Consider the following 22,232-nt stretch of genomic DNA (forward strand, 5'->3'; position numbering starts at 1 on the left):
ACACATGGCTCTGGCCCTGCTTCTTGGCATTTCCTGCGCCACACCGGTTCAGGCGGAAAGCCGCAATGTGGATGGCATCTGGCTGGACGATGGCGAGACATTGAAACCCGCAACACTGCCGCCTGGCGGGCCGCTGGTCTTGAACGGCTGGACGCGGCAAGGGCGCGGTGATGTCTACCGGCTCAAGGTCAAGGCCGGGGAAACGTTGAAGATAACGCTGGCCAGCCGCAGCGAATTCGTTGTCATGGCCATCTTCGATTTCGCCAAGCCGGATGACGACGCAATCTTCTTCAGCGATGCGGGAAACAACGAGGCAGTGCTGACGCCCAGCGCAGATACCGAATGGCTGATCCGCCCCATCCTCGTTCTCAGCGCATCGCGCCGGGGTCTTGGTGCCAATTACACGATAACGGTAGAGAGGCAGCCATAAGCTGCCCCTCCGTCTTCGGTCTCAATGACCGCGAGACTTCAGCCATTCCTTCATCATGGCGATTTCCGCTTCCTGCGCCTTGATGACCTCCTGCGCGAGCTTGCGGATTTCAGGGTCCTTGCCATATTGCAGCTGGACCTTGGCCATATTGCAGCTGGACCTTGGCCATATCGATTGCGCCCTGGTGATGCGGGATCATTCCGCGCACGAAATCGACATCGGCGTCACCCGTGTAATCCACCGACATATCCTCATGCATCTTCTTGGCGACCTCCGTGAATGCCTCGGTTGAAGCACTGCCGGATGTCGTCTTCTTTGACATGTCGTGGCCCGCATGGCCGCCGCCTTCCTGCGCGGAGACGGGTAGGGAGAAAGCAGCAACAAGCATTGCGGCGAGTGAGACGGTTTTCATGGACATGGATTATCCTTCCTGTGTCTGACGGAATTTTGCGTTTTTATTTGAATGTAGGTCAGGCGCGGGGAGGGGGTAACGGCGGCGCAGGGATGTTGCCGATGAAAGCCTGCTGCGGATTGCCCTGCGGATGAACCTGCGTCAACCTTGCCTTTGAGGCAAAGCGGAACTGCGGAATAACGACGACGCAGGCGGCACAAAAAGGCGCATGGCTCATGCTGCCCCGATGCGGGCAGGGATCGCCGATTCCAGCGTGGTGGGGCGCCGGTTTAGAAGCGGCGTGGTCTGTGTGCTGTGCGTGAGACATCTGGCTGTTGGCGTTGCTCGTTGGGATTGAAAGCCCAAACGCCGCCTGCGCGGGCATCGCCCCGTAGAGCAGGCAGGCCAGAAACATCAGCATATGAATGACAGGACGCATGGCACAGATGTAGCGACGGAAAAACGTCAGCACAATGGCTGTCAGGCCAGCTCGCTGGCGACCACCGAATGGATGATCTGATAATCCCGGCTTTCTTCGCCAAAGGGCACGACCGGCCACGTCCACTGCCGAGAAATCTTTGGTATCTGCACGCCGTGCGTCAGGTCGTGGATCTGTTGCACCGCTCCATCCTTGCCAGTCACTTCAAAGCCGGTGTCGGTGATGAGGCAAACTTTCGATGGCAAGCCGCAGAGCCCGTCCACATGCGCGCGGATAAGCCGTGGCAGCGTATCGTCAGGCATGACATTTCCAGGCTCTTTCTCCAGGCGGTGCTGCACACCGGTGCCGATCTGCGACAGGAGATTGGCTGAAATGACGAGATCGAGATAGGGCACCTGCCGCAGAAAACTCAAGGGTTCCGGCGTTTGCCCTGCCTTCACGGCGTCGTAACCGGACAGATCGCGGCTGCTGAGAACGACGTTGTTTCCGGGCTTTGCCCAAAGCTTTGCACGTAGACTTGCCAGATGCACCAGATCGACCAGCACAACCGTATCGAAAGCGGAGGCCAGTGCCCCTAACGGCACATCGCGCACGAGGCCGGAACCGAGCACGACAGCGGTGCGGCGCTGCCGCATTCTGGACGCGGTCGCGAGAATAAACTTTCTGCTGTTTTCCTCATGCTCAGCCCACATCTTTCGGCAGCGGTTGGCTCGCGCCCAGAGATTAACGGAATAGCGTATATGAGGCCGGAATTCCGGCGGCGTTTTGCCGTAGGTGGCGGCGTAATTGATGGCTTCGAGGATCATGGTTCAGCGATAGACTTCCCGGCGGTGGCCGATTTCAATGACGAGAACGACCAGCCTGTTGTCCTGGATGTCGCATAGGATGCGATAATCGCCGACGCGGTAGCGCCAATAGTTGCCGAGTTCGGAGCCTTGCAGTGCTTCGCCGATTTTGCGGGGATTATCGAGTTGCGCCAGTCTTTCGTGAAGGAAGGAGCGGATGCGGGTTTGCGGATCAAGTTTCTTGATCTGTTTTTGGACAAGGATATCGTACTCAATTGTCCAGTTCACGCCAGAACTCCTCGGCGCTTACAATTTTCGACTCACCGCGCTGAATGCGCCGCGTCGCCTCTTCCGCCAGATACAAATCCTCCATATCCTCGATATGCTTTTCAATGGCCTCGCGGATATAATAGGCCGACGTGCGGCCGGTGCGCTCGGATAGAGCCTTGAGGCGCTCATAGGTTTCGTCGGGCAGTCGGATGGCGGTTTGTTTGCTCATGGTCTCTTCTCCCGGCGTCAGAGTGGGATGCGTGTATCCCACCTAGCATCAATTCCGTCCGCACGCCAGTAAATCTGCATAGCTGCGGCCTTGCCGCATAGGGCTTCGTCCTCTATGACACCGGCTTGATTTCAAGAGATAATTGGACCGGCATCATGAGCGAAAAAGCAAAAAAGCCTCAGAAACTGAAAGCCCGCCTGCCGCGCGGCTTCGTGGATCGTTCCGCTGCCGATATCCATGCCACCAATGAGATGATCGAGAAAATCCGTGGTGTCTACGAACTCTATGGCTTCGATCCCATCGAGACACCGCTGTTTGAATATACCGATGCGCTCGGCAAGTTCCTGCCTGATAGCGACCGCCCCAATGAAGGCGTGTTTTCGCTGACCGATGATGACGACCAGTGGATGAGCCTGCGCTACGATCTCACAGCGCCGCTTGCCCGCCATGTCGCGGAGAATTTCAACGAAATACAGCTGCCATTCCGCACCTATCGTGCGGGATATGTCTTCCGCAACGAAAAGCCAGGCCCCGGTCGCTTCCGCCAGTTCATGCAGTTCGATGCCGATACGGTTGGCGCGCCGGGCGTGCAGGCCGATGCCGAAATGTGCATGATGATGGCTGATACGCTGGAAGCGCTCGGCATCAAGCGCGGCGATTACGTGATCCGCGTCAACAACCGCAAGGTTCTGGATGGCGTGATGGAAGCCATCGGCCTTGGCGGTGAGGAAAATGCTGGCCGTCGCCTCAACGTGCTGCGCGCGATCGACAAGCTCGACAAGTTTGGCCCCGAAGGCGTGAAGCTGCTGCTGGGCCCCGGTCGTAAGGATGAATCCGGCGATTTCACCAAGGGCGCGGGTTTGGGTGACGAGCAGATCGAGAACGTCTTGTTCTTCGTGGGGATCAAGGATTACGCGCAAAGCGCTGACGAACTCGCCAAGCTTATTGCTGGAACATCAAAGGGCACAGAGGGTGTCGAAGAGCTGAACATGATCGGCGCGCTGGTCTCCGGCGCTGGCTATGGTCCTGACCGCATCAAGATAGACCCCTCCGTCGTTCGTGGCCTCGAATACTACACCGGCCCGGTCTATGAAGCCGAACTCACCTTCGACGTCACCAACGAGAAGGGCGAGAAGGTCGTCTTCGGATCTGTCGGCGGCGGTGGTCGTTATGATGGTCTGGTATCGCGTTTCATGGGGCAGCCGGTTCCGGCAACGGGCTTCTCCATCGGCGTTTCGCGCCTGATGACGGCGCTGAAGAACCTTGGCAAGCTGGGGCAGGTAAAGCCGCTTGCGCCTGTGCTTATTACCGTCATGGACGGCGACGTGGAAAGCATGGGCCGCTATCAGCGCTTCACGCAGGCGCTGCGTGCTGAAGGCATTCGCGCCGAAATGTATCAGGGCAACTGGAAGAAATTCGGCAATCAGCTGAAATATGCCGACCGCATGGGTGCGCCCATCGCCATCATTCAGGGCGGTGACGAGCGCGCCGAGGGTGTCGTGCAGATCAAGGACCTGATCGAAGGCAAGCGCCTGTCGGGTGAGATCGAGGACAACGCCGCATGGCGCGAAGCCCGTGTGGCGCAGGAAACGGTGCCGGAGTCGGAGCTGGTTTCCAAGGTGAAAGAAATCCTGGCAGCACAGGCCGAGGATCGCCGCCGGGCAAAAGAAAGCGAAAATCGCACCGTAGCTTACGATCGCAATCAAGTCGGCGACCTCGCTGATGACGTTTAAAGGTCTTCCATGCCTCTGATCGATATGCCAGACTTTTCCGCAGAGCTTCTGGATGAATTTGCGGCCCGCAATACGGCACGGGTCAACACCCCGGTCATTCAACCGGCGGAACCGTTTCTGGATATGGCTGGCGAAGATTTGCGCCGCCGCATCTTCTTGACAGAAAGCGAGACGGGGGCGAGCCTTTGCCTTCGCCCGGAGTTCACCATTCCCGTCTGTCTGCGCCACATCGAAACCGCCACCGGCACGCCGAAACGCTATTCCTATCTGGGCGAGGTGTTCCGTCAGCGCCGTGAGGGAGCGAACGAGTTCTATCAGGCCGGCATCGAAGACCTCGGCGATACGGATATCGCCAGCGCCGATGCCCGGGCCGTGAGTGACGCGAGTGCCGTGCTGAAGCGTTTGCTTCCGGGCCGCAGGCTTTCCGTTACACTGGGCGATCAGCAGGTGTTCGAAGCGGTCGTTGCAGCACTTGGTCTGCCGCAAGGCTGGCAGAAGCGGCTGGTGCAGGCATTCGGCGATACGGTGCAGCTTGATGCCCTGCTGCAAAGCCTCGTTAGCCCCAAGCCAATGACGGGGCTTGATGCGCGGGTGGCCGGTCTGCTCGCCACGGGCGATGAGAAGGTTCTCGTCGATTACATCGACAGCGTCATGCAGGATACCGGCTATTCCACCAATGCCAGCCGTGCCCCGCAGGAGATTGCCAGACGCCTGCGCGAAAAGCTGGCGCTGGCCGCCACGCGTCTACCGGATGAGAGTTTCGAACTGCTGAAGCAGTTTTTGTCCCTGCAAGCGCCCTTGTCGCAGGCCTCGCAGACGCTTGTGCAGTTTGCCGACAAGGCAAGGCTGAAACTGGATGCCGCACTCTCTGCCTTTGATGCCCGTGTCGCTGCTCTTGCCAATGGCGGGATCGATCTGGACAGCGTGCAGTATCGTGCTGCCTTCGGGCGTCCGCTTGATTACTATACTGGCCTTGTGTTCGAGGTGGGTGTCGAAGGGGAGACGGCGGTTCTGGCCGGTGGCGGGCGCTTCGACCGGCTCATGACGCTGCTCGGCGCGAAAGACAAGATACCGGCGGTTGGCTTCTCGCTCTGGCTGGATCGCATCGAAGCCGTGAGTGCCAAACCATGACCATCACCATTGCTCTGCCCTCCAAGGGGCGCATGAAGGAAGATTCGTCTGCCATTCTGGAACGCGCGGGCCTCAAGGTTGTCGCCATCGGCAGTGACCGCTCCTATCGAGGCCGCGTTGAGGGGCGGGACGATATCGAGATCGCCTATCTCTCGGCCTCCGAAATCGCTCGCGAAATCGGCAATGGCACGGTTGATTTCGGCGTGACCGGCGAAGACCTTGTCCGCGAAGACCTCAGCGATGTCGAAAATCGCGTCGAATTCTGCGCCCGGCTTGGCTTTGGCCATGCCGATGTCGTCGTCGCCGTGCCGGAGATCTGGCTGGATGTGGACAGCATGGCCGATCTTGGCGATGTGGCCTCCGAGTTCCGCGCCCGCCATGGGCGCCGCCTTGCCATCGCCACGAAGTACTGGCGGCTGACGCAGCAGTTCTTCTCGCGCCAGCACGGCATCCAGCTTTATCGCATCGTGGAAAGCCTTGGCGCCACGGAAGGTGCTCCGGCAGCAGGGCAGGCGGATATCATCGTGGATATCACTTCCACCGGCTCGACGCTCAAGGCAAATCATCTGAAAATTCTGACAGATGGCGTCATTTTACGCTCCGAGGCCTGTTTCGTGCGGGCGCGAAAAGCCGAGCATGATGGCGACGCCGTGGTGGCGGATATTATCGCTCGGGTTCAGGCAGCGCTTGGCTAAGGGTGTAATTGCTCTATGCTCTCCTTCTAATGGATGGAGGAAGCGATGCGCATTACGGGCCAGTGCCACTGTGGCAATGTTGGATTTGAAGCAGAGGCGGACCCGGAAAAGGTGGGTATCTGCCACTGCACCGATTGTCAGCGCCTAAGCGGTTCACCGTTTCGCGTCACGATCCGCGCCAAACGCTCTGATATCACGCTGACTGCCGCTAAGCCGAAGGTTTACCGCAAGGCAGGCGACAACGGCAACATGCGCTTGCAGCACTTTTGCGGGGAGTGCGGATCGCCCTTGTTCACCAGCGCAGAGCAGGAAGATGGCATCTGGGGCATCCGATGGGGTGCCATCAACGAGCGCTCTGACCTAAAGCCGCGTGCGCAGATTTGGACGCGCTCCAAGGCGGAATGGCTTGATGGTATCGAAGAGCTACCAGCCTATTCCAAGGACTTCACCCAATAGAAAAGCCGCCGGGGTTATCCGGCGGCTTCTGCATGTCTGAGACGTCAAGGCTTATGCGTGCGCGACTGCAACACCGCGCTTGGCATCGATGGAATAGGCGCCAGCGCCGAATGTGCCGAGAAGAATGTAGGCGCCTGCCAGCGTGATGTTCTTCATCAGCATGATGCCGTTCAGTGTGTTGATCCAGCCCAGAGCTGCATCAGGCCAGCCGGGAACGGCAACCGTGCCGCTGTGGAAGACGAGACCGGTGAACACGCAGAACGCGGCAAGAGCAAAGGCCGCTACCTTGGTCTGGAAGCCGACGAGAACGGCAAGGCCGGTGATCAGCTCGAAAGCGCCTGCAAGATAGGCAAGAGCGGTTGCGGCAGGAAGGCCAGCGCCGCTGATCATGCCCGCCGTACCGGCAGGGTCGGTCAGCTTGCCGAAGCCAGAAAAGATGAAGATGAAGGAGAGAAGAATACGCGCAACAAGCACGAGTGCATTCTGACTGCTGGACATGGAAATCTCCGAAGATGTTGCCCGATTGGCGTTAATTGATAAATGACATATGCGCCAATTCGCTGTCTCAATACAGATGAACAACTGGAGACAATTTGTTCACTATTTGAAGACAGTGGTGCGAACGACCAGCCTTCATCCGCTCTGTTTCATGGCGACCGCTTGGTGGCAAATATGAACATGACCACAACGAAAAAAGGCGGCCCGTGGGGACCGCCTTTCGTATTTCAGAGGGTCTAGACTTCTTAGAAGTCCATACCACCCATGCCGCCGCCTGGCATTGGAGGCATTGGAGCATCCTTCTTCGGCAGCTCTGCAATCATGGCTTCTGTTGTGATCAGCAGGGAAGCAACCGAAGCTGCGTTCTGCAGGGCTGTGCGAACAACCTTGACCGGGTCAACGATACCCATGGCAATCATGTCGCCATATTCAGAAGTCTGAGCGTTGTAGCCGAAGTTTTCTTCGTTCTTGTCGAGGATCTTGCCGACAACGATGGAAGCTTCGTCACCAGCGTTTTCAGCGATCTGGCGAACCAGCGACTGAAGAGCGCGGCGAACGATGTTGATGCCAGCTTCCTGGTCGTCGTTTGCACCCTTGACGGTGATCTTCGTGGAAGAGCGCAGGAGTGCAGTACCGCCGCCTGGGACGATGCCTTCCTGAACAGCAGCGCGCGTCGCGTTCAGAGCGTCGTCGATGCGGTCCTTGCGTTCCTTGACTTCGATTTCCGTGGAGCCGCCAACGCGGATCACGGCAACGCCGCCAGCGAGCTTGGCAAGACGTTCCTGCAGCTTTTCGCGGTCGTAGTCGGAAGAGGTTTCTTCGATCTGAGCCTTGATCTGGGCAACGCGGCCTTCGATGTCGGTCTTCTGGCCAGCACCATCAACGATGGTGGTGTTTTCCTTGGAGATCGAAACCTTCTTCGCCTTGCCGAGCATGTCGAGCGTGACGTTTTCGAGCTTGATGCCGATGTCTTCGGAGATAACGGTACCGCCGGTCAGGATCGCGATGTCTTCGAGCATGGCCTTGCGGCGATCGCCGAAGCCAGGAGCCTTGACAGCAGCAATCTTCAGGCCGCCACGCAGCTTGTTGACGACCAGCGTCGCAAGAGCTTCGCCTTCAACGTCTTCAGCGATGATGACGAGTGGCTTGCCGGTCTGAACGACTGCTTCGAGAACAGGCAGCATGGCCTGCAGGTTCGAAAGCTTCTTCTCGTGGAGAAGAACATATGCGTCTTCGAGGTCAGCAACCATCTTTTCAGGGTTGGTGACGAAGTAAGGCGACAGGTAGCCGCGGTCGAACTGCATGCCTTCAACGACTTCGAGTTCGGTTTCAGCGGTCTTGGCTTCTTCGACGGTGATAACGCCTTCGTTGCCAACCTTCTGCATGGCTTCAGCAATGTCGAGACCGACCTGCTTGTCGCCGTTTGCAGAGATCGTGCCGACCTGTGCAACTTCTTCAGATGTGGAGATCTTCTTGGCCTTGGCCTGAAGGTCCTTCACAACTTCGGAAACAGCGAGGTCGATACCGCGCTTGAGGTCCATTGGGTTCATGCCGGCTGCAACAGCCTTGTTGCCTTCGCGAACGATGGCCTGTGCAAGAACGGTCGCAGTGGTGGTGCCGTCACCGGCGATGTCGTTGGTCTTCGAAGCAACTTCGCGGACCATCTGTGCGCCCATGTTTTCGAACTTGTCTTCGAGTTCGATTTCCTTGGCGACAGAAACGCCGTCCTTGGTGATGCGCGGTGCGCCGAAGGACTTGTCGATGATGACGTTACGGCCCTTAGGACCGAGCGTGACCTTCACTGCGTCTGCGAGAACGTCGACGCCACGAAGCATCTTTTCGCGCGCTGTGCGGCCGAATTTGATTTCTTTAGCTGCCATTGTAGAAAACTCCCGGGCTCACGGCCCATTGGTTGTCATGTAAGGATTGAGAAGAACCGGCTAAAATCAGCCGATAACGCCCATGATGTCGGATTCCTTCATGATCAGAAGGTCTTCGCCGTCGAGCTTGACTTCGGTGCCGGACCACTTGCCAAACAGAACGCGGTCGCCAGCCTTGACGTCCAGAGGAACGAGCTTGCCGCTATCATCGCGAGCGCCGGTGCCGACAGCGACGATTTCGCCTTCCTGTGGCTTTTCCTTGGCGGTATCAGGAATGATGATGCCGCCCTTGGTCTTGGCTTCAGACTCAACGCGACGAACAACGACGCGGTCATGGAGCGGGCGGAAAGTAGTGCTTGTCATTGTCTAATCCCTCGATCAAATGACTTAACGGACCATCAGGTCCGCGTGATAATTGTTAGCACTCCTCATTGGAGAGTGCTAGCGAGGCAGAGATAGGGGTGCAGCATTGGCGAGTCAAGAACGCCCTGTCGGAAAAATTTCATGGAAAATGGTTATCAGGGTTTCATGACAGATATTGCAGACCCTTCCCCGACCGTCCGGCCCTCGCTCACAGAGCTCACCGCCGTCTTTGCCCGCATTGGTTGCTTAAGCTTCGGCGGGCCGGCAGGGCAGATCGGCATGATGCATCGTATTGTCGTGGATGAGAAGCGCTGGGTATCGGAAGCCCGCTTCATGCACGCACTCAACTATTGCATGTTGCTGCCGGGGCCGGAGGCGCAGCAGCTTGCCACTTACATCGGCTGGCTGATGCATGGCGTCCGTGGCGGCATCATCGCCGGAACGCTCTTCATTCTGCCGGGCTTCCTGACCATCGTCGCTCTTGCCGCGGCCTATTGCCTCTATCAGGATACGCACTGGCTGCCGGGCCTGCTGTTTGGTTTGAAAGCCTGCGTGCTGGCCATTGTCATCGAGGCATTGATCAGGGTGGCGAAGCGCGCACTGGTCAGCCGCTTTCTGGCAGGCATCGCCGCTGCTGCCTTCATCGCGCTCTTCGTCTTCGGCCTGCCTTTTCCGCTGGTGATTTTTGCAGCGGGTCTGATCGGCTTTCTGCGGGCGCGTCATGCCGCTGTGGAAATAGGTGAAACGGATGCGGAAACGACATCCGTCACGCTCCTGTCGCGCGTAAGGGGTCTCGTGCTGGGGCTGGTCATCTGGCAAATCCCGCTGGCGCTGATCTTCCTTTCCTCCGCGCCGGAGACATTGGCGAATTTGCAAGGCTTCTTCTCGCGCATGGCGGTCGTCACCTTTGGCGGGGCTTATGCCGTGCTGGCCTATGTCGCGCAGGTAGCGGTGGAAACCCATGGATGGCTGACCGCCGGCGAAATGCTGGACGGCCTGGCGCTGGCTGAAGCCACACCTGGGCCCCTCGTGCTGGTGCTGCCCTATATCGGTTTCCTGGCAGGTTTCCGCCATGCGGAATGGCTCGACCCTATGGTCGCGGGTGTGCTGGGTGCGACGATAACGGCCTGGGCGACCTTCGTGCCGAGCTTTATCTTCATCTTTCTCGGCGCGCCCTATGTCGAAAAGCTGCGCAACAACCGTGCCCTCTCGTCAGCGCTTTCAGCCATCACGGCTGCGGTCGTCGGCGTCATTCTCAATCTCTCCCTCTGGTTTGGACTGCATGTGCTGTTTGGCGAGGTCAAACGCATCGCCGTTGTGCCGAGCTTCGGCCCGGGCATGTCCTGGCCGGTCTGGACGACGCTCGATCCCTTCGCGACCGGATTGCTGGTGCTGTCCCTGCTGATGCTGATGCGCTGGAAGGTCGGAATGGTGCCGGTGCTGGCGCTCGGCATTGCAGGCGGCGTCCTTCGGCTTTGGCTGATGTGATGTGCCGCTGGTGAGCCCGACGGCACGTCATTCGCTGCGCTATTTCGTTTCAACAACCGGTCCCGCGGTGGCATTCGCTGTTGCCAATGAAGGGGCGCGGTGGCTCTTCGACTTGTAGAACGGCCGCTCGACATATTTATGCGCGAGGTAGGCAAAGGGAATGGCCGTGGCGAAAGTCAGCGCCGCCAGCATGGCGAAGTAGGTGCCCTGGCTGAGGCCCTGATCGTTCAGCACATACATCCAGCCATAGAGCGGGATCATGTGCAGCAGATAGAGCGAATAGGAGACCGTGCCGAGGAACATCATGACGGGATGCTCCAGAAACAGTGCCACGAAACCCTTCTTGCGGCCCTTGTCCCGCACCATGATGGCGCTGGTGAAAACGAAGATCCAGGCACCAATGGCGAGATCGAAATACCCGACCACGGCGGCCAGCGGCAACACGAGGGGCGGCGACATGAACGGCTGGTCGTCCCAGCGCATCTTCCAGAGGTAGTAGCTGGCGATGCCTGTCGCGAAATAAATGGCGTAATTGGCAAGGATTGCCCCATTCGGCCAGTGACGGAAATACCAGACGCCCAAGACGGCGGCCGCCAGAAAACCCACGCGCATCAGATTGCTGGAATGGTGGAGGCACCAGAAGGCGAGCGGGGCAATCAGATAAAACTGGAACTCCGTGGAAATATTCCACGCCTGACCCAGAAAGGCATAGGCGCCCAGCGGCAGCCAGCTATCGGGAATGATCCCGTGCAACATTGTCATATGGGCAAGCGTATTCATTTCCCAGTTTTCGAAGCTGCGGTCCAGAATGGCGATGCGACCGGCATTGCGCACACTTCCGAAGTCTGCCGTGTGCAGCGCCTGATAGGCTATCCATGCAAAGCCAATGGAAAGGAAGAAGGCAAATATATAGACCGGATAGATGCGTTTGATGCGCCGGGCTATGTAGGTCGAGTAATCTTCAGACAGCGATGACATCATCACGAAGATGACAAAACCGCTCATGATGCAGAATATCTGGACGCGGATTTTTTCGTTGATCAGGGGTTTCAGCGCACCCATGCTGTCCGGGTCGATACCGGCTGCCGGTAGCAGGTGAACCAGAACAACCCATGCGGCCAGAAGACCGCGAAGACCCTCGAGCTGATCTATCCTCTTCATCGATGGCTCCTCGATTGAGTAAGCCAGCCCCACCCCTATAAAAACACGCCAGAGGTGCGTTCGCAACATGCTGCGATGCAAAAACGCGAATTCGCCGGAGGCGGGCCGCCTTTGCGGGCCAGCTTTTTTGCTTGTAATCGGCGTGCCGGTTTGCAATGTCACGCCATGAATTCTTGAAGCTTGGAAGCATCTCATGGCGCAACGCATCTCCACCCTTGGCGAAATCACGGACTGGTTCGACGTCGTTCTCTCGGATGTCTGGGGTGTGCTGCACAACGGCGTCAGCGCTTTTCCGGATGCTGCAATTGCGCTGGAAGCGGCACGCAAGGCGGGCTTGACGGTGGTGCTCATCACCAATTCCCCGCGTCCTGCTCCGGGCGTCATTCCGCAGTTGCGGGCGCTGGGCGTTCCGGACACCGCCTATGACCGCATCATCACCTCCGGCGATGTGACGCGCGAACTGATTTCGCAAGGACCGAAAAAGGTGTTTCTGCTCGGTCCCGAGCGCGACATGCCGCTGCTGGACGGTCTCGACGTCGAAGTCGTGTCGCAGGAAGAGGCGACAGCTGTCGTCTGTACCGGTTTCTTTGATGATGAGACCGAAACGCCGGAAGACTATACCGACATGCTCAAGAGTTTCGTCGCCCGTTCCGTGCCGATGATCTGCGCCAACCCCGACCTGGTGGTGGAGCGCGGCGAGCGCATCATTCCCTGTGCCGGTGCCATGGCCGCATATTATGAGCAACTGGGCGGGGAGGTTCGTATCGCAGGCAAGCCGCATTCGCCGATCTATGAGGCCTGCCTGTCGGCAGCCAGAGAGGTGCATGGCGAATTTTCCAAGGACCGCGTTCTGGCCATCGGCGATGGGATGCCGACGGACGTGAAGGGCGCCATCAATGCCGGGCTTGAGCTTCTTTACATCGCCGGTGGCATCCATGCCGCGGACTATGCGTTGAACGGTGAGATCGACGAAACGCTTCTGAAGGACTATCTGCAGAAAGAGGGCGCTGCCCCCGGTTGGTGGATGCCACGTCTGGCGTGATCGGGCTGTTCAGGGATCCTGCGGAAATGACTGTCTTTCATCGCAACGAGAAAAAAGAGCCGCTGCCACCGCAACTGCGCGGTGGCGTGGTCGCAATTGGCAACTTCGATGGTGTGCATCGCGGCCATCGCGCCGTGCTGGATCATGCGCTGGAACTGGCAGCTGCCCGCGATGTGCCCGCATTGGTGCTGACGTTCGAGCCGCATCCGCGCACCGTATTCCGCCCGGAAATGCCGGTCTTCAGAATTACGCCCGCGTCCATCAAGGCGCGTGTGCTGGAAGCCGAGGGTTTCAATTCCGTCATCGAATATCCGTTCGACAGGGATTTCTCGCAGCGATCGGCGGAAGATTTCGTCAAATCCGTTCTGGTGGACTGGCTTGGCGCCAGCGCCGTGGTCACGGGTGTCGATTTCCACTTCGGCAAGGGCCGCGAGGGTGGCCCGGCCTATCTGATGGCGGCGGGTAAGAAACACGGTTTTGATGTCGTCCTGATCGATTCCTTCCGCGATGAGGGTACCGAGATCATATCGTCCAGCCGTATTCGTGATCTCCTGAGCCAGGGCGATGTCGCGGGCGCGGCGGGTCTTCTGGGCTATCGATATACGGTCGAGGCAGAGGTGATCGGTGGGCAAAGGCTTGGCCGCACACTGGGTTATCCCACCGCCAACATGGCATTGCCGCCGGAGACGGATTTGAAGCCGGGCATCTATGCCGTGCGCTTTCGCCGACCGGATGGTTCGCTGCATGATGGCGTGGCAAGCTTTGGCTACCGCCCGACTGTCACGGAGGATGGGGCAGCCCTTCTGGAGACCTATCTGTTCGATTTCTCCGGTGACCTCTATGGCGAAACCTGCTCGGTCTCGTTCTTCGGCCATCTGCGCGACGAGCTGAAGTTTGACGGGCTGGACGCGCTGGTGGCACAGATCAAGCGCGATGAGGAAGAGGCCAGGGCGCTTCTGTCAGGCGTCACACCGCTCGGCGCGCTGGACAGCAAAATCGCTTTCTGAGACGGCGGGAACGCAGCGCGTCATCTATTCGCTTTTCAAACGGCGCGAAACACCTTAAAGAACGGCATTATGCACCAGTATCGGTCGATGAAGATATCCCGAATTATTGGCCCGGCCTTCCCCGCGCTGTGACAGCCGGAAGGTCCGGGATTTTGGCGCTTGTCGAAGCGCTTTCCGTTATCGCACTTCTTGAATCAAAGACACGGGCGCGACCTTTCAGGGCCCCGCAACGAACGGCACGGTTATGAACGACACCGCACAGACAATTGACTATTCCACCACGCTCTACCTGCCGCAGACGGATTTTCCCATGCGCGCCGGCCTGCCGCAGAAAGAGCCGGAAACGGTGAAGCGCTGGCAGCAGATGGGGCTCTACAAGAAGCTGCGCGCTTCTGCCGCTGGCCGCGAAAAATTCGTGCTGCATGATGGCCCTCCTTACGCCAACGGCAACATCCATATCGGCCACGCGCTGAACAAGATCCTCAAAGACGTCATCACCCGCTCGTTCCAGATGCGCGGCTTTGACGCCAACTACGTTCCCGGCTGGGATTGCCATGGCCTTCCCATCGAGTGGAAGATCGAGGAAGCCTACCGCGCCAAGGGCAAGAACAAGGACGAGGTGGAAATCAACGAATTCCGCAAGGAATGCCGCGAGTTCGCCGCCGGTTGGATCAAGGTCCAGTCGGAAGAGTTCAAGCGTCTCGGCATCGAAGGCGATTTCGACAATCCCTACACGACCATGAACTTCCATGCGGAAGCCCGCATCGCTGGCGAACTTCTGAAGATCGCCAAGAGCGGCCAGCTCTATCGCGGCTCCAAGCCCGTCATGTGGTCGGTTGTCGAGCGCACGGCTCTGGCTGAGGCCGAGGTCGAATATGCGGATGTCGAGAGCGACATGATCTGGGTGAAGTTCCCGGTGGTTGAAGGTGCCGCTGATCTTCAAGGTCAGTCGGTCGTCATCTGGACGACAACGCCCTGGACCATCCCCGGCAACCGCGCCATCTCCTTCTCCTCGCGCTTCCCTTACGGTCTGTTCGAAGTGGAGGCGGCAGAGAACGACTTTGGCCCGCAGCCGGGCGAAAAGCTGATCTTCGCAACGAAGCTGGCCGATGAAGCCGCGAAGAAGGCAAAACTGACCTTCAAGCTGGTCCGTCCTGTTACGGCAGAGGAACTGGGCGCGATCACCTGTGCCCATCCGCTGGCGTCACTCGGCTATGACTTCAAGGTTCCGTTGCTCGATGGCGATCACGTTACCGATGATGCCGGTACCGGCTTCGTGCACACCGCCCCAAGCCACGGTCGCGAAGACTTTGATGCATGGACCTCCAATCTGCGCGCGCTGGAAGATCGTGGCATCTCGACCAAGATCCCGTTCCCGGTTGGCGATGACGGTTTCTACACGGAAGATGCCCCCGGTTTCGGCCCATCCGCCGAAGGAGGTGCTGCCCGCGTGATGGACGACAATGGCAAGAAGGGTGATGCCAATGAGCGTGTCATCAAGGCGCTGATTGCGGCCAACAACCTCTTTGCCCGTGGCCGTCTGAAGCACAGCTATCCGCACAGCTGGCGCTCCAAGAAGCCCATCATCTTCCGTAACACGCCGCAATGGTTCGTCTATATGGACAAGGAACTGGGTGACGGCACGACGCTGCGCTCGCGGTCTCTGTCGGCCATCGACGACACGCGTTTCGTGCCTGCCGCTGGCCAGAACCGTCTGCGCGCCATGATCGAGAACCGCCCGGACTGGGTGCTGTCGCGTCAGCGCGCCTGGGGCGTGCCGATTGCCGTCTTTGCCGATGAGAAGGGCGAAGTGCTGGTCGATGATGCCGTCAACGCCCGCATTCTGGAGGCCTTCGAGGTCGAGGGTGCCGATGCGTGGTTTGCGCCAGGTGCCAAGGAGCGTTTTCTGGGTGCGGACCATGACCACGCCAAGTGGCATCAGGTCCGTGATATCCTCGATGTCTGGTTCGACTCTGGCTCAACGCACACCTTCACGCTGGAAGATCGCCCTGACCTGAAATGGCCAGCCGATGTCTATCTGGAAGGCTCTGACCAGCATCGCGGCTGGTTCCACTCGTCGCTTCTGGAAAGCTGCGCGACGCGTGGCCGTGCGCCTTACAAGGCCGTCGTCACCCATGGCTTCACCATGGACGAGCAGGGCCGCAAGCAGTCCAAGTCGCTCGGCAACGTCGTGGCACCGCAGGACGTGATGAAGGAATCCGGCGCTGATATTCTGCGCCTGTGGGTCATGACAACGGATTACTGGGAAGACCAGCGTCTGGGCAAGGCCATCATCCAGACCAATATCGATGCCTATCGCAAGCTGCGCAACACCATCCGCTGGATGCTGGGCACGCTGGCGCATGACAAGGGCGAAGAGATCTCCTATGCCGATCTGCCGGAGCTGGAAAAGCTGGTGCTGCACCGCCTGTCCGAACTGGATAAGGTCGTGCGCGACGGTTACGACGCGTTCGACTTCAAGAAGATCACCCGCGCGCTGATCGATTTCGCCAATGTCGAGCTGTCGGCCTTCTACTTCGATATCCGAAAGGACGCGCTCTATTGCGACGCTCCCTCGTCGCTCAAGCGCCGGGCATCGCTTTGCGTCATCTCGAAGCTCTTCGATTGCCTCGTCACCTGGCTCGCCCCCATGCTGCCCTTCACCACGGAAGAAGCATGGTTGTCCCGTTATGCGGATGCGGAATCGGTCCATCTCGTGCAGTTCCCCGCCATTCCTTCCGAGTGGCAGAATGAAGCAGTGGCCGCACGTTGGGAGAAGATCCGCAAGGTGCGCACCGTTGTGACCGGCGCTCTGGAAGTTGAGCGGCGCGAAAAGCGTATCGGTTCTTCGCTGGAAGCAGCCCCGGTCGTGCATGTTGCCGACCCGGAACTGCTGGCTGCACTTGAGGGTGAGGACTTCGCGGAAATCTGCATAACCTCGGCCATCTCTGTCGTTGCTGGCGAAGGTCCTGCAGATGCCTTCCGCCTCGGTGACGTCCAGAAGGTGTCGGTCGAGCAGAAGCTGGCCGAGGGACAGAAATGTGCCCGTTCCTGGCGCATCACCACGGATGTGGGCTCCGATCCTGCGTTCCCCGACGTATCGGCGCGAGATGCCGCCGCGTTGCGCGAACTTGGCGTCGGCGCTTAAGAAAATGGCCGGATGAATTGCACTTTAAGCGTTCATCCGGTAAACCTGCCTGAAATTGGCCGGATTTTAGCAGCAATGGGGGCTACCCAGTCGTCAGGAAAGCTAAAGCATGGATCTGAAAATCACTTCGATTTTTTAGAATGCGCGGCGACGGGAATTAGGATAAAGAGCGCCCTGTGAATGTCCGGAAGGACATGAAGGCGCTTCGGGGCGGAAGGGTTTCCATGAGCATGACGCAGAGTTTTCGCATATACGGCACCGTTCTTGGCGCGGTATCTGTTTGCCTTGCACTGAGCGCCTGCACCAGCCCGACCTACGGAACGGGCAAGTCGTCCGCCGAACAGCTGGTTGACGACCTTGGCAACGCCACGTCCATTACCGGCAATCAGGACAAGCGCAGCGTGAAGTATAACCCGCGCCCCAGTCTCGTCGTTCCTGCCCAGGCCCGTGCCGAGCAGCTGACGCAGCCGCAACAGAGCCTTGCCAACCGGGAAACCAATCCGCAATGGCCTGAGACGCCGGAAGAAGCGCGCGAGCGTCTGCGCAAGGAAGCCGACGCAAACCGTGACAATCCGAATTATCGCTCGCCACTGCTGGCCGGCAACGGCACAAACGGCCAGATGACCGAAAGCCAGAAGTGGGAAGCATTCCGCAAGGCCAAGGCCGATGCGCAGGGCGGCTCCATCGTCAACAGCAATCAGCGCAAGTTCCTGACAGACCCGCCGCTTGAATATCGCAGCGTTCCGCAGGAAGAGCTGGCCGATCTCGGTACGCCGGAATCCAAGAAGGAAAAAGAGCGCAAGAAGAACGCCGCCATGGCTGGCACCGGCAAGAGCTGGTGGAACCCCTTCCAGTAAGGATTAGGAGTTCGCATCTTCCGCCTTTGGAGGGTAGGGGCGTTGCAAAACGTCGCTTCGAACTCTGTCACCTCGCACTTGATGCGGGGTCCGGTGCGATAAAGTCTTTTGATCGCAAAAGACTCTTTATCGCCCCAGACGCGGCTCCGCTGGATACCGGGTCAAGCCCGGTATGACGAAAGAGGGGCATTTTGCGCCTTTCACTCTCCACGCTTGCCCTGAAAGAATCCGCGCAAAATCCGCGCACTTTCCACCTCTGCCATGCCTGAATAGACCTCTGGAGCGTGGTGGCATGTCGGCTGGTTGAAAAAGCGCACGCCGCTTTCCACCGCACCGCCCTTGGGGTCGTTGGCGCCATAATAGAGGCGCCTGATGCGGGCGAAGGAGATGGCCGTGGCGCACATGGTGCAGGGTTCAAGGGTCACATAAAGGTCTGCGCCGCTCAGTCGCTCTCTGCCCAGTTCCTCGCAGGCCATGCGGATGGCAAGGATTTCGGCGTGGGCTGTGACGTCGTTCAATTCGCGTGTGCGGTTGCCGGCGCTGGCGACAATGCGGCCATCCAGTACCAGCACGGCACCAATGGGGACCTCGTCCCTTTGGCCTGCTCTTTGCGCTTCTTCAAGCGCAAGGTCCATGAAATGCGTCGTTTCCGCCATTGTCCGTGCAATTTCCTCTTAACCAGTGCCGCGCGACCTGATAGGACACGGCAAACAACAGGCAAACAACAAATGACATTCAAAGACAAGCCGAAGCGCGCTGGCGGCAAAACATTCGACCGTGACAGGAAGCCGAAGCCTTCGGCGACACCGGATACGGCGCGCGACAAGAAGCCATTTACAGCCAAGGCCGAGACTGTCGTGAGCGAGACGGCGCCGAGCAAGCCGGAGCGGATTTCCAAGATCATGGCGCGCGCAGGCGTGGCTTCGCGCCGCGATGTGGAACGGATGATCATGGAAGGGCGCGTGTCGCTGAACGGCGTCAAGCTGGACAGCCCTGTCGTCAATGCCACCCTGGATGACAAGATCGAGGTTGATGGCCAGCCGATCCGTGGTGCGGAGCGTACGCGCCTGTGGCTGTACCACAAGCCAGCCGGTCTGGTGACGACCAATTCCGACCCGGAAGGGCGTCCGACAGTTTTCGACAATCTTCCGAAGGAGCTTCCGCGCGTTCTTTCCATCGGTCGTCTCGATATCAACACCGAAGGCCTGCTGCTGCTGACCAATGACGGCGGCCTCTCGCGCGTTCTTGAACTGCCGACCACTGGCTGGCTGCGCCGTTACCGCGTGCGCGCCCATGGCGAGGTCGATCAGGCCGCGTTGGACAAGCTCAAGGAGGGCATCGCGGTAGACGGTGTTCTCTACGGCGCAATCGACGCCACGCTTGACCGCACGCAGGGCCACAATGTCTGGATCACCATGGGTCTTCGCGAAGGCAAGAACCGTGAGATCAAGAATGTGCTTGGTGCGCTGGGTCTGGAAGTGAACCGCCTCATTCGCATCTCCTACGGACCGTTCCAGCTGGGTGACCTGCCGGAGAGCCAGGTGGTGGAAGTGCGTGGCCGCATGCTGCGCGATCAGCTTGGCCCCCGCCTCATCGAGGCTGCCGGTGCCAATTTTGATGCGCCGATCTATGATGCCGTTGTCGAGGAAGACGAGGCCCCGGTTCAGCGTCCCGTCAAATCCGAATGGACAAAGCGTGGTGATGCCGAGCAGAACCCGCGCGGCGGCAATTTTGCAGAAAAGCGCGACAACCCGCGTGACCGTGCGCAGGGCAAACCGGATGCAAAGCGTCCCGGAAAGCCTTTCGCAAAGGGTCGCGATGAGGATCGTGACGACGACCGTCCAAAGCGCCCGCCCATGGGCAGCAACCGCACAGCCAATGTGTGGATGGCACCAGGCGCGCGTCCCACGCGTGACGGCAAGGAGCGCAAGTCCGTGCGCGCCGAGGCAGAAAGCGTCTTCAAGAAGCCTTCGGCAGAGGCGGATGCGCGCCGCGCAATTGTCAGGCACCGGGATTCCGACGGTGAATGGATTCGCGCCGACAAGCCGGCGCAGGACGAGAGCCGTGGTCGCGGCAGGGGTGAGCGCGGCGAGAAATCCTTCGGTGACCGCAAGCCACGCGACGCAGGCAACCGGGGTGAACGCCCACGCGGCGACAAGCCCTTTGGCGACCGTCCTTCCCGCGGCGGGGAACGTAGTGAGCGGCCCTATGGCGACCGCAAGCCTCGCGATGCTGGAGAACGCTCATTTGGAGATCGTCCGGCTCGCCCGGAGAGGTCCTTCGGGGATCGCCCTGCGCGCAGCGAGCGGCCCTTCGGTGATCGCAAGCCACGTGAGGATGGTGACCGTCCGCGTTCAGAGCGTCCATTCGGCGACAAGCCACGCGGCGCAAAGCCCTTCGGTGACAAGCCTCGCGAAGGCCGCCCTTCTGGCGGCAAGCCAGGTGGCTTTGGTGGCAAGCCGAGCTTCGGCAAGCCGCGGGCAGAGCGGTCTGAGGGCGGGTTCGGTGGCAAGGGGCCCGGTGGTTCCAAGGGTCCCGGCGGCAAAGGTCCCGGTAGCGGTGGCAAGGGTCCAGGTGGTAAACCTTCTGGAGGCAGAGGAATGACGCGTAATGCGGATCGTAGGCGGTGAGTTTCGCGGCCGGTCACTGGCCGCTCCGAAATCCAACACAATCAGACCCACGATAGACCGGACACGGGAAAGCCTCTTCAACATATTGAGCCACGCCTATCCCGAAAGCCTGGATGGGACGCGCGTTCTTGATGTTTTCGCAGGCACAGGCGCGGTCGGGCTCGAGGCTCTGTCGCGCGGCTGTCGCGTGGCGCTGTTTGTCGAAAACGGCGTCGAGGGCAGGGGGCTGTTGTGGGAAAACATCGATGCTCTGGGCCTGCATGGCCGCGCGCGCATCCTGCGTCGTGACGCGACCAAACTGGGTAGCGTCAACAATATCGAGCCCTTCGATATGCTGTTTGCCGATCCGCCCTATGGACAGGGACAGGGCGAAAAGGCCTTGGCGGCGGCCCATCACGGCGGCTGGCTCGTGCCCGGCGCGCTTGCCATTCTGGAAGAGCGTGCAGACGTGCTGCTTACCGTCGAACCCGCATTCAAATTGCTGGAAAGCCGCACCTTCGGCGACTCCAAGATGCATTTCTATCGCTACGAGCCCTGACGATTATTTGCCCTCGATGATGCGCGTCTTTCGGCGCGCGTCACTCTCCTGTCGTCTTTGTCTCATAGAGCGGGTCAAGCATATGACATGTAGGAGAGGCCGCACTTTTGGCTGGAAAGAAAAAAAAGGCCTCTGGCAAGAAGCGTAAGCGCGAGGAAGCCACAAGAGAAATCCGCGACCCATCCTTTGCGCTCGCCCTTGGTGGCGGTGGCGCACGTGGCATCTGCCACATCAACATTGTCGAGGCTCTCGACGAGCTCGGCATTCGCCCCACGGCAATAGCGGGCTCCTCGATCGGCTCCATCATCGGCGCGGGCATGGCCGCTGGCATGAGTGGCCGTGACATCAGGGAATATACACTTGAGCTGATGGGCAAGAAGGGCAGCGTTGCCAACCGGCTCTGGAGCCTCGGCCCGGCCTCCATGCGCCACGCAGCTTTCGGATTTCGTCTGGGTCAGTTCAATCTTGAACTGGTGCTCGATGCGCTTTTGCCATCCGCCCTGCCCAAAAGGTTTGAAGATCTGGGCATTCCGCTGAAAGTCACAGCGACAGACTACTACGCGCAATCCGAAGTCATCGTCGAAAGTGGCGATCTGCGCCAGGCGCTGGCGGCATCTTCTGCCATTCCGGCCCTGTTCATGCCCATTCGGATGAACGATCGCATCATGATCGATGGCGGCATCTTCAATCCGGTGCCCTATGACCATCTGCTCGATGACGCCGATATCGTCATTGCAGTGGATGTGGTGGGAGGGCCCGAAGGTGACGGGACGACGATGCCCAGCCGCTTTGAAAGCCTGTTTGGTGCAAGCCAGCTGATGATGCAGTCGGTCATTTCGCTGAAACTGCGAATGCGCCCGCCGCATATCTTTCTGCGGCCCCCGGTCAATCGTTTCAAGGTGCTGGATTTCAGGAAAGCACATGAAGTGCTTGCGGAATCCGAAGTGACGAAAGACGAACTCAAGCGGCAGATTGAAATGCAGGTGGAGCTTTACCATCGCGGCCATGGTATCGAGCCGTAGGCATTTCGCTCAATTACGGGTGAAATGCGCCTTTGGCCT

The 22,232-nt window shown here is 59.3% G+C and carries 22 protein-coding genes and 1 pseudogene; 13 read left to right on the forward strand and 10 right to left on the reverse strand.

Translation table 11 applies throughout. The features are described 5' to 3' along the window. Positions 1 to 4 precede the first annotated feature (4 nt). Entirely contained in the window at positions 5 to 430 is a 426-nt protein-coding gene (locus tag QRN85_RS08040; protein ID WP_350225072.1) for a hypothetical protein, read from the forward strand. A 21-nt stretch (positions 431 to 451) separates the two neighbouring features. On the opposite strand, the pseudogene QRN85_RS08045 reads toward QRN85_RS08040, so the two are convergent. From QRN85_RS08045 to relB, 5 genes and pseudogenes are all read right to left on the reverse strand, one after another. Beyond that, positions 452 to 848: pseudogene (locus QRN85_RS08045) on the reverse strand (DUF305 domain-containing protein). 52 nt (positions 849 to 900) lie between these two features. Continuing rightward, positions 901 to 1,293, reverse strand: a complete 393-nt coding sequence (locus tag QRN85_RS08050) for a hypothetical protein (protein ID WP_284757366.1) — start codon at positions 1,291 to 1,293, stop codon at positions 901 to 903. 8 nt (positions 1,294 to 1,301) lie between these two features. Continuing rightward, entirely contained in the window at positions 1,302 to 2,066 is a 765-nt protein-coding gene (locus QRN85_RS08055; protein ID WP_284757368.1) for a hypothetical protein, read from the reverse strand. Positions 2,067 to 2,069: 3 nt separating this feature from the next. Then, positions 2,070 to 2,333, reverse strand: a complete 264-nt coding sequence (locus QRN85_RS08060) for a type II toxin-antitoxin system RelE family toxin (RefSeq protein ID WP_284757370.1) — start codon at positions 2,331 to 2,333, stop codon at positions 2,070 to 2,072. Next, positions 2,317 to 2,544: a type II toxin-antitoxin system RelB family antitoxin gene (gene relB / locus QRN85_RS08065; RefSeq protein ID WP_113099959.1), complete on the reverse strand. Its 228-nt coding sequence runs from the start codon at positions 2,542 to 2,544 to the stop codon at positions 2,317 to 2,319. The genes QRN85_RS08060 and relB overlap by 17 nt, the downstream gene beginning before the upstream one ends. Positions 2,545 to 2,699: 155 nt before the next feature. Between relB and hisS the strand changes: the two genes are divergently transcribed. From hisS to QRN85_RS08085, 4 genes are read left to right on the forward strand one after another with little or no spacing between them, the layout of a single operon-like run. Continuing rightward, positions 2,700 to 4,277 (forward strand): histidine--tRNA ligase, encoded by a 1,578-nt coding sequence (gene hisS, locus QRN85_RS08070; RefSeq protein ID WP_284757372.1) that lies wholly within the window; start codon positions 2,700 to 2,702, stop codon positions 4,275 to 4,277. 9 nt (positions 4,278 to 4,286) lie between these two features. Further along, a complete protein-coding gene (locus QRN85_RS08075; protein ID WP_284757373.1) occupies positions 4,287 to 5,408 on the forward strand; it encodes an ATP phosphoribosyltransferase regulatory subunit in 1,122 nt (373 codons plus the stop codon). Then, the gene (hisG, locus tag QRN85_RS08080) at positions 5,405 to 6,103 is read left to right on the forward strand and encodes an ATP phosphoribosyltransferase (RefSeq protein ID WP_113093957.1); all 699 of its coding nucleotides are present in this window, start codon (positions 5,405 to 5,407) and stop codon (positions 6,101 to 6,103) included. The genes QRN85_RS08075 and hisG overlap by 4 nt, the downstream gene beginning before the upstream one ends. 45 nt (positions 6,104 to 6,148) lie before the next feature. Further along, complete coding sequence (locus QRN85_RS08085; protein WP_113093956.1) at positions 6,149 to 6,559, forward strand: GFA family protein; 411 nt, start codon at positions 6,149 to 6,151, stop codon at positions 6,557 to 6,559. A gap of 51 nt (positions 6,560 to 6,610) precedes the next feature. On the opposite strand, the gene QRN85_RS08090 is transcribed toward QRN85_RS08085, so the two are convergent. From QRN85_RS08090 to groES, 3 genes are all read right to left on the reverse strand, one after another. Then, on the reverse strand, positions 6,611 to 7,057 hold the full coding sequence (locus QRN85_RS08090) for a DoxX family protein (protein WP_112964034.1): 447 nt from the start codon (positions 7,055 to 7,057) through the stop codon (positions 6,611 to 6,613). A 245-nt stretch (positions 7,058 to 7,302) separates the two neighbouring features. Next, a complete protein-coding gene (groL, locus tag QRN85_RS08095) occupies positions 7,303 to 8,937 on the reverse strand; it encodes a chaperonin GroEL (RefSeq protein WP_062586607.1) in 1,635 nt (544 codons plus the stop codon). A 66-nt stretch (positions 8,938 to 9,003) separates the two neighbouring features. Then, entirely contained in the window at positions 9,004 to 9,300 is a 297-nt protein-coding gene (gene groES / locus QRN85_RS08100) for a co-chaperone GroES (protein WP_045229730.1), read from the reverse strand. Positions 9,301 to 9,441: 141 nt separating this feature from the next. On the opposite strand from groES, the gene chrA reads away from it, so the two are divergent. Continuing rightward, positions 9,442 to 10,788, forward strand: coding sequence for a chromate efflux transporter (gene chrA / locus QRN85_RS08105; RefSeq protein ID WP_284757376.1), 1,347 nt, complete (start codon positions 9,442 to 9,444; stop codon positions 10,786 to 10,788). A gap of 39 nt (positions 10,789 to 10,827) precedes the next feature. Here the strand turns inward: chrA and QRN85_RS08110 are convergent, their stop codons facing one another. After that, the gene (locus tag QRN85_RS08110; RefSeq protein ID WP_284757378.1) at positions 10,828 to 11,949 is read right to left on the reverse strand and encodes an acyltransferase family protein; all 1,122 of its coding nucleotides are present in this window, start codon (positions 11,947 to 11,949) and stop codon (positions 10,828 to 10,830) included. A gap of 193 nt (positions 11,950 to 12,142) precedes the next feature. On the opposite strand from QRN85_RS08110, the gene QRN85_RS08115 reads away from it, so the two are divergent. The 4 genes from QRN85_RS08115 (at position 12,143) to QRN85_RS08130 (ending at position 18,003) form a co-directional block, all read left to right on the forward strand. After that, positions 12,143 to 12,991, forward strand: a complete 849-nt coding sequence (locus tag QRN85_RS08115; protein WP_284757380.1) for a TIGR01459 family HAD-type hydrolase — start codon at positions 12,143 to 12,145, stop codon at positions 12,989 to 12,991. Between the two features lie 26 nt (positions 12,992 to 13,017). Beyond that, a complete protein-coding gene (locus tag QRN85_RS08120) occupies positions 13,018 to 13,998 on the forward strand; it encodes a bifunctional riboflavin kinase/FAD synthetase (protein ID WP_284757382.1) in 981 nt (326 codons plus the stop codon). Positions 13,999 to 14,242: 244 nt separating this feature from the next. Then, positions 14,243 to 17,146 carry an isoleucine--tRNA ligase gene (gene ileS, locus QRN85_RS08125; protein ID WP_284757384.1) on the forward strand — a complete coding sequence of 968 codons (2,904 nt, stop codon included), beginning with the start codon at positions 14,243 to 14,245 and terminating at the stop codon, positions 17,144 to 17,146. 230 nt (positions 17,147 to 17,376) lie between these two features. Then, on the forward strand, positions 17,377 to 18,003 hold the full coding sequence (locus tag QRN85_RS08130; RefSeq protein WP_502870775.1) for a hypothetical protein: 627 nt from the start codon (positions 17,377 to 17,379) through the stop codon (positions 18,001 to 18,003). Positions 18,004 to 18,203: 200 nt separating this feature from the next. Here QRN85_RS08130 and QRN85_RS08135 read toward each other — a convergent pair whose 3' ends face one another. Then, positions 18,204 to 18,659, reverse strand: a complete 456-nt coding sequence (locus tag QRN85_RS08135; protein WP_112964029.1) for a nucleoside deaminase — start codon at positions 18,657 to 18,659, stop codon at positions 18,204 to 18,206. A gap of 72 nt (positions 18,660 to 18,731) precedes the next feature. On the opposite strand from QRN85_RS08135, the gene QRN85_RS08140 reads away from it, so the two are divergent. The 3 genes from QRN85_RS08140 (at position 18,732) to QRN85_RS08150 (ending at position 22,193) form a co-directional block, all read left to right on the forward strand. Beyond that, on the forward strand, positions 18,732 to 20,633 hold the full coding sequence (locus tag QRN85_RS08140) for a pseudouridine synthase (RefSeq protein ID WP_284757387.1): 1,902 nt from the start codon (positions 18,732 to 18,734) through the stop codon (positions 20,631 to 20,633). Beyond that, a complete protein-coding gene (gene rsmD / locus QRN85_RS08145) occupies positions 20,614 to 21,171 on the forward strand; it encodes a 16S rRNA (guanine(966)-N(2))-methyltransferase RsmD (RefSeq protein ID WP_113169681.1) in 558 nt (185 codons plus the stop codon). Before QRN85_RS08140 ends, rsmD begins: the two co-directional genes overlap by 20 nt. Positions 21,172 to 21,341: 170 nt before the next feature. Further along, on the forward strand, positions 21,342 to 22,193 hold the full coding sequence (locus QRN85_RS08150; RefSeq protein WP_284758803.1) for a patatin-like phospholipase family protein: 852 nt from the start codon (positions 21,342 to 21,344) through the stop codon (positions 22,191 to 22,193). The last annotated feature ends 39 nt before the right edge of the window (positions 22,194 to 22,232 follow it).

It is taken from the genome of Agrobacterium sp. fls2-241-TYG-188a, from assembly GCF_030209845.1.

What these genes read in the sequence shown, in the direction of transcription:
- QRN85_RS08135 (WP_112964029.1), bottom strand. Translation starts at nt 18,659, where the DNA reads ATGGCGGAAACGACGCATTTCATGGACCTTGCGCTTGAAGAAGCGCAA.
- QRN85_RS08140 (WP_284757387.1), top strand. Translation starts at nt 18,732, where the DNA reads ATGACATTCAAAGACAAGCCGAAGCGCGCTGGCGGCAAAACATTCGAC.
- groES (WP_045229730.1), bottom strand. Translation starts at nt 9,300, where the DNA reads ATGACAAGCACTACTTTCCGCCCGCTCCATGACCGCGTCGTTGTTCGT.
- chrA (WP_284757376.1), top strand. Translation starts at nt 9,442, where the DNA reads ATGGAAAATGGTTATCAGGGTTTCATGACAGATATTGCAGACCCTTCC.
- groL (WP_062586607.1), bottom strand. Translation starts at nt 8,937, where the DNA reads ATGGCAGCTAAAGAAATCAAATTCGGCCGCACAGCGCGCGAAAAGATG.
- hisG (WP_113093957.1), top strand. Translation starts at nt 5,405, where the DNA reads ATGACCATCACCATTGCTCTGCCCTCCAAGGGGCGCATGAAGGAAGAT.
- QRN85_RS08110 (WP_284757378.1), bottom strand. Translation starts at nt 11,949, where the DNA reads ATGAAGAGGATAGATCAGCTCGAGGGTCTTCGCGGTCTTCTGGCCGCA.
- QRN85_RS08055 (WP_284757368.1), bottom strand. Translation starts at nt 2,066, where the DNA reads ATGATCCTCGAAGCCATCAATTACGCCGCCACCTACGGCAAAACGCCG.
- QRN85_RS08120 (WP_284757382.1), top strand. Translation starts at nt 13,018, where the DNA reads ATGACTGTCTTTCATCGCAACGAGAAAAAAGAGCCGCTGCCACCGCAA.
- ileS (WP_284757384.1), top strand. Translation starts at nt 14,243, where the DNA reads ATGAACGACACCGCACAGACAATTGACTATTCCACCACGCTCTACCTG.
- rsmD (WP_113169681.1), top strand. Translation starts at nt 20,614, where the DNA reads ATGCGGATCGTAGGCGGTGAGTTTCGCGGCCGGTCACTGGCCGCTCCG.
- QRN85_RS08090 (WP_112964034.1), bottom strand. Translation starts at nt 7,057, where the DNA reads ATGTCCAGCAGTCAGAATGCACTCGTGCTTGTTGCGCGTATTCTTCTC.
- QRN85_RS08130 (WP_502870775.1), top strand. Translation starts at nt 17,377, where the DNA reads ATGACGCAGAGTTTTCGCATATACGGCACCGTTCTTGGCGCGGTATCT.
- QRN85_RS08115 (WP_284757380.1), top strand. Translation starts at nt 12,143, where the DNA reads ATGGCGCAACGCATCTCCACCCTTGGCGAAATCACGGACTGGTTCGAC.
- QRN85_RS08085 (WP_113093956.1), top strand. Translation starts at nt 6,149, where the DNA reads ATGCGCATTACGGGCCAGTGCCACTGTGGCAATGTTGGATTTGAAGCA.
- QRN85_RS08040 (WP_350225072.1), top strand. Translation starts at nt 5, where the DNA reads ATGGCTCTGGCCCTGCTTCTTGGCATTTCCTGCGCCACACCGGTTCAG.
- hisS (WP_284757372.1), top strand. Translation starts at nt 2,700, where the DNA reads ATGAGCGAAAAAGCAAAAAAGCCTCAGAAACTGAAAGCCCGCCTGCCG.
- relB (WP_113099959.1), bottom strand. Translation starts at nt 2,544, where the DNA reads ATGAGCAAACAAACCGCCATCCGACTGCCCGACGAAACCTATGAGCGC.
- QRN85_RS08075 (WP_284757373.1), top strand. Translation starts at nt 4,287, where the DNA reads ATGCCTCTGATCGATATGCCAGACTTTTCCGCAGAGCTTCTGGATGAA.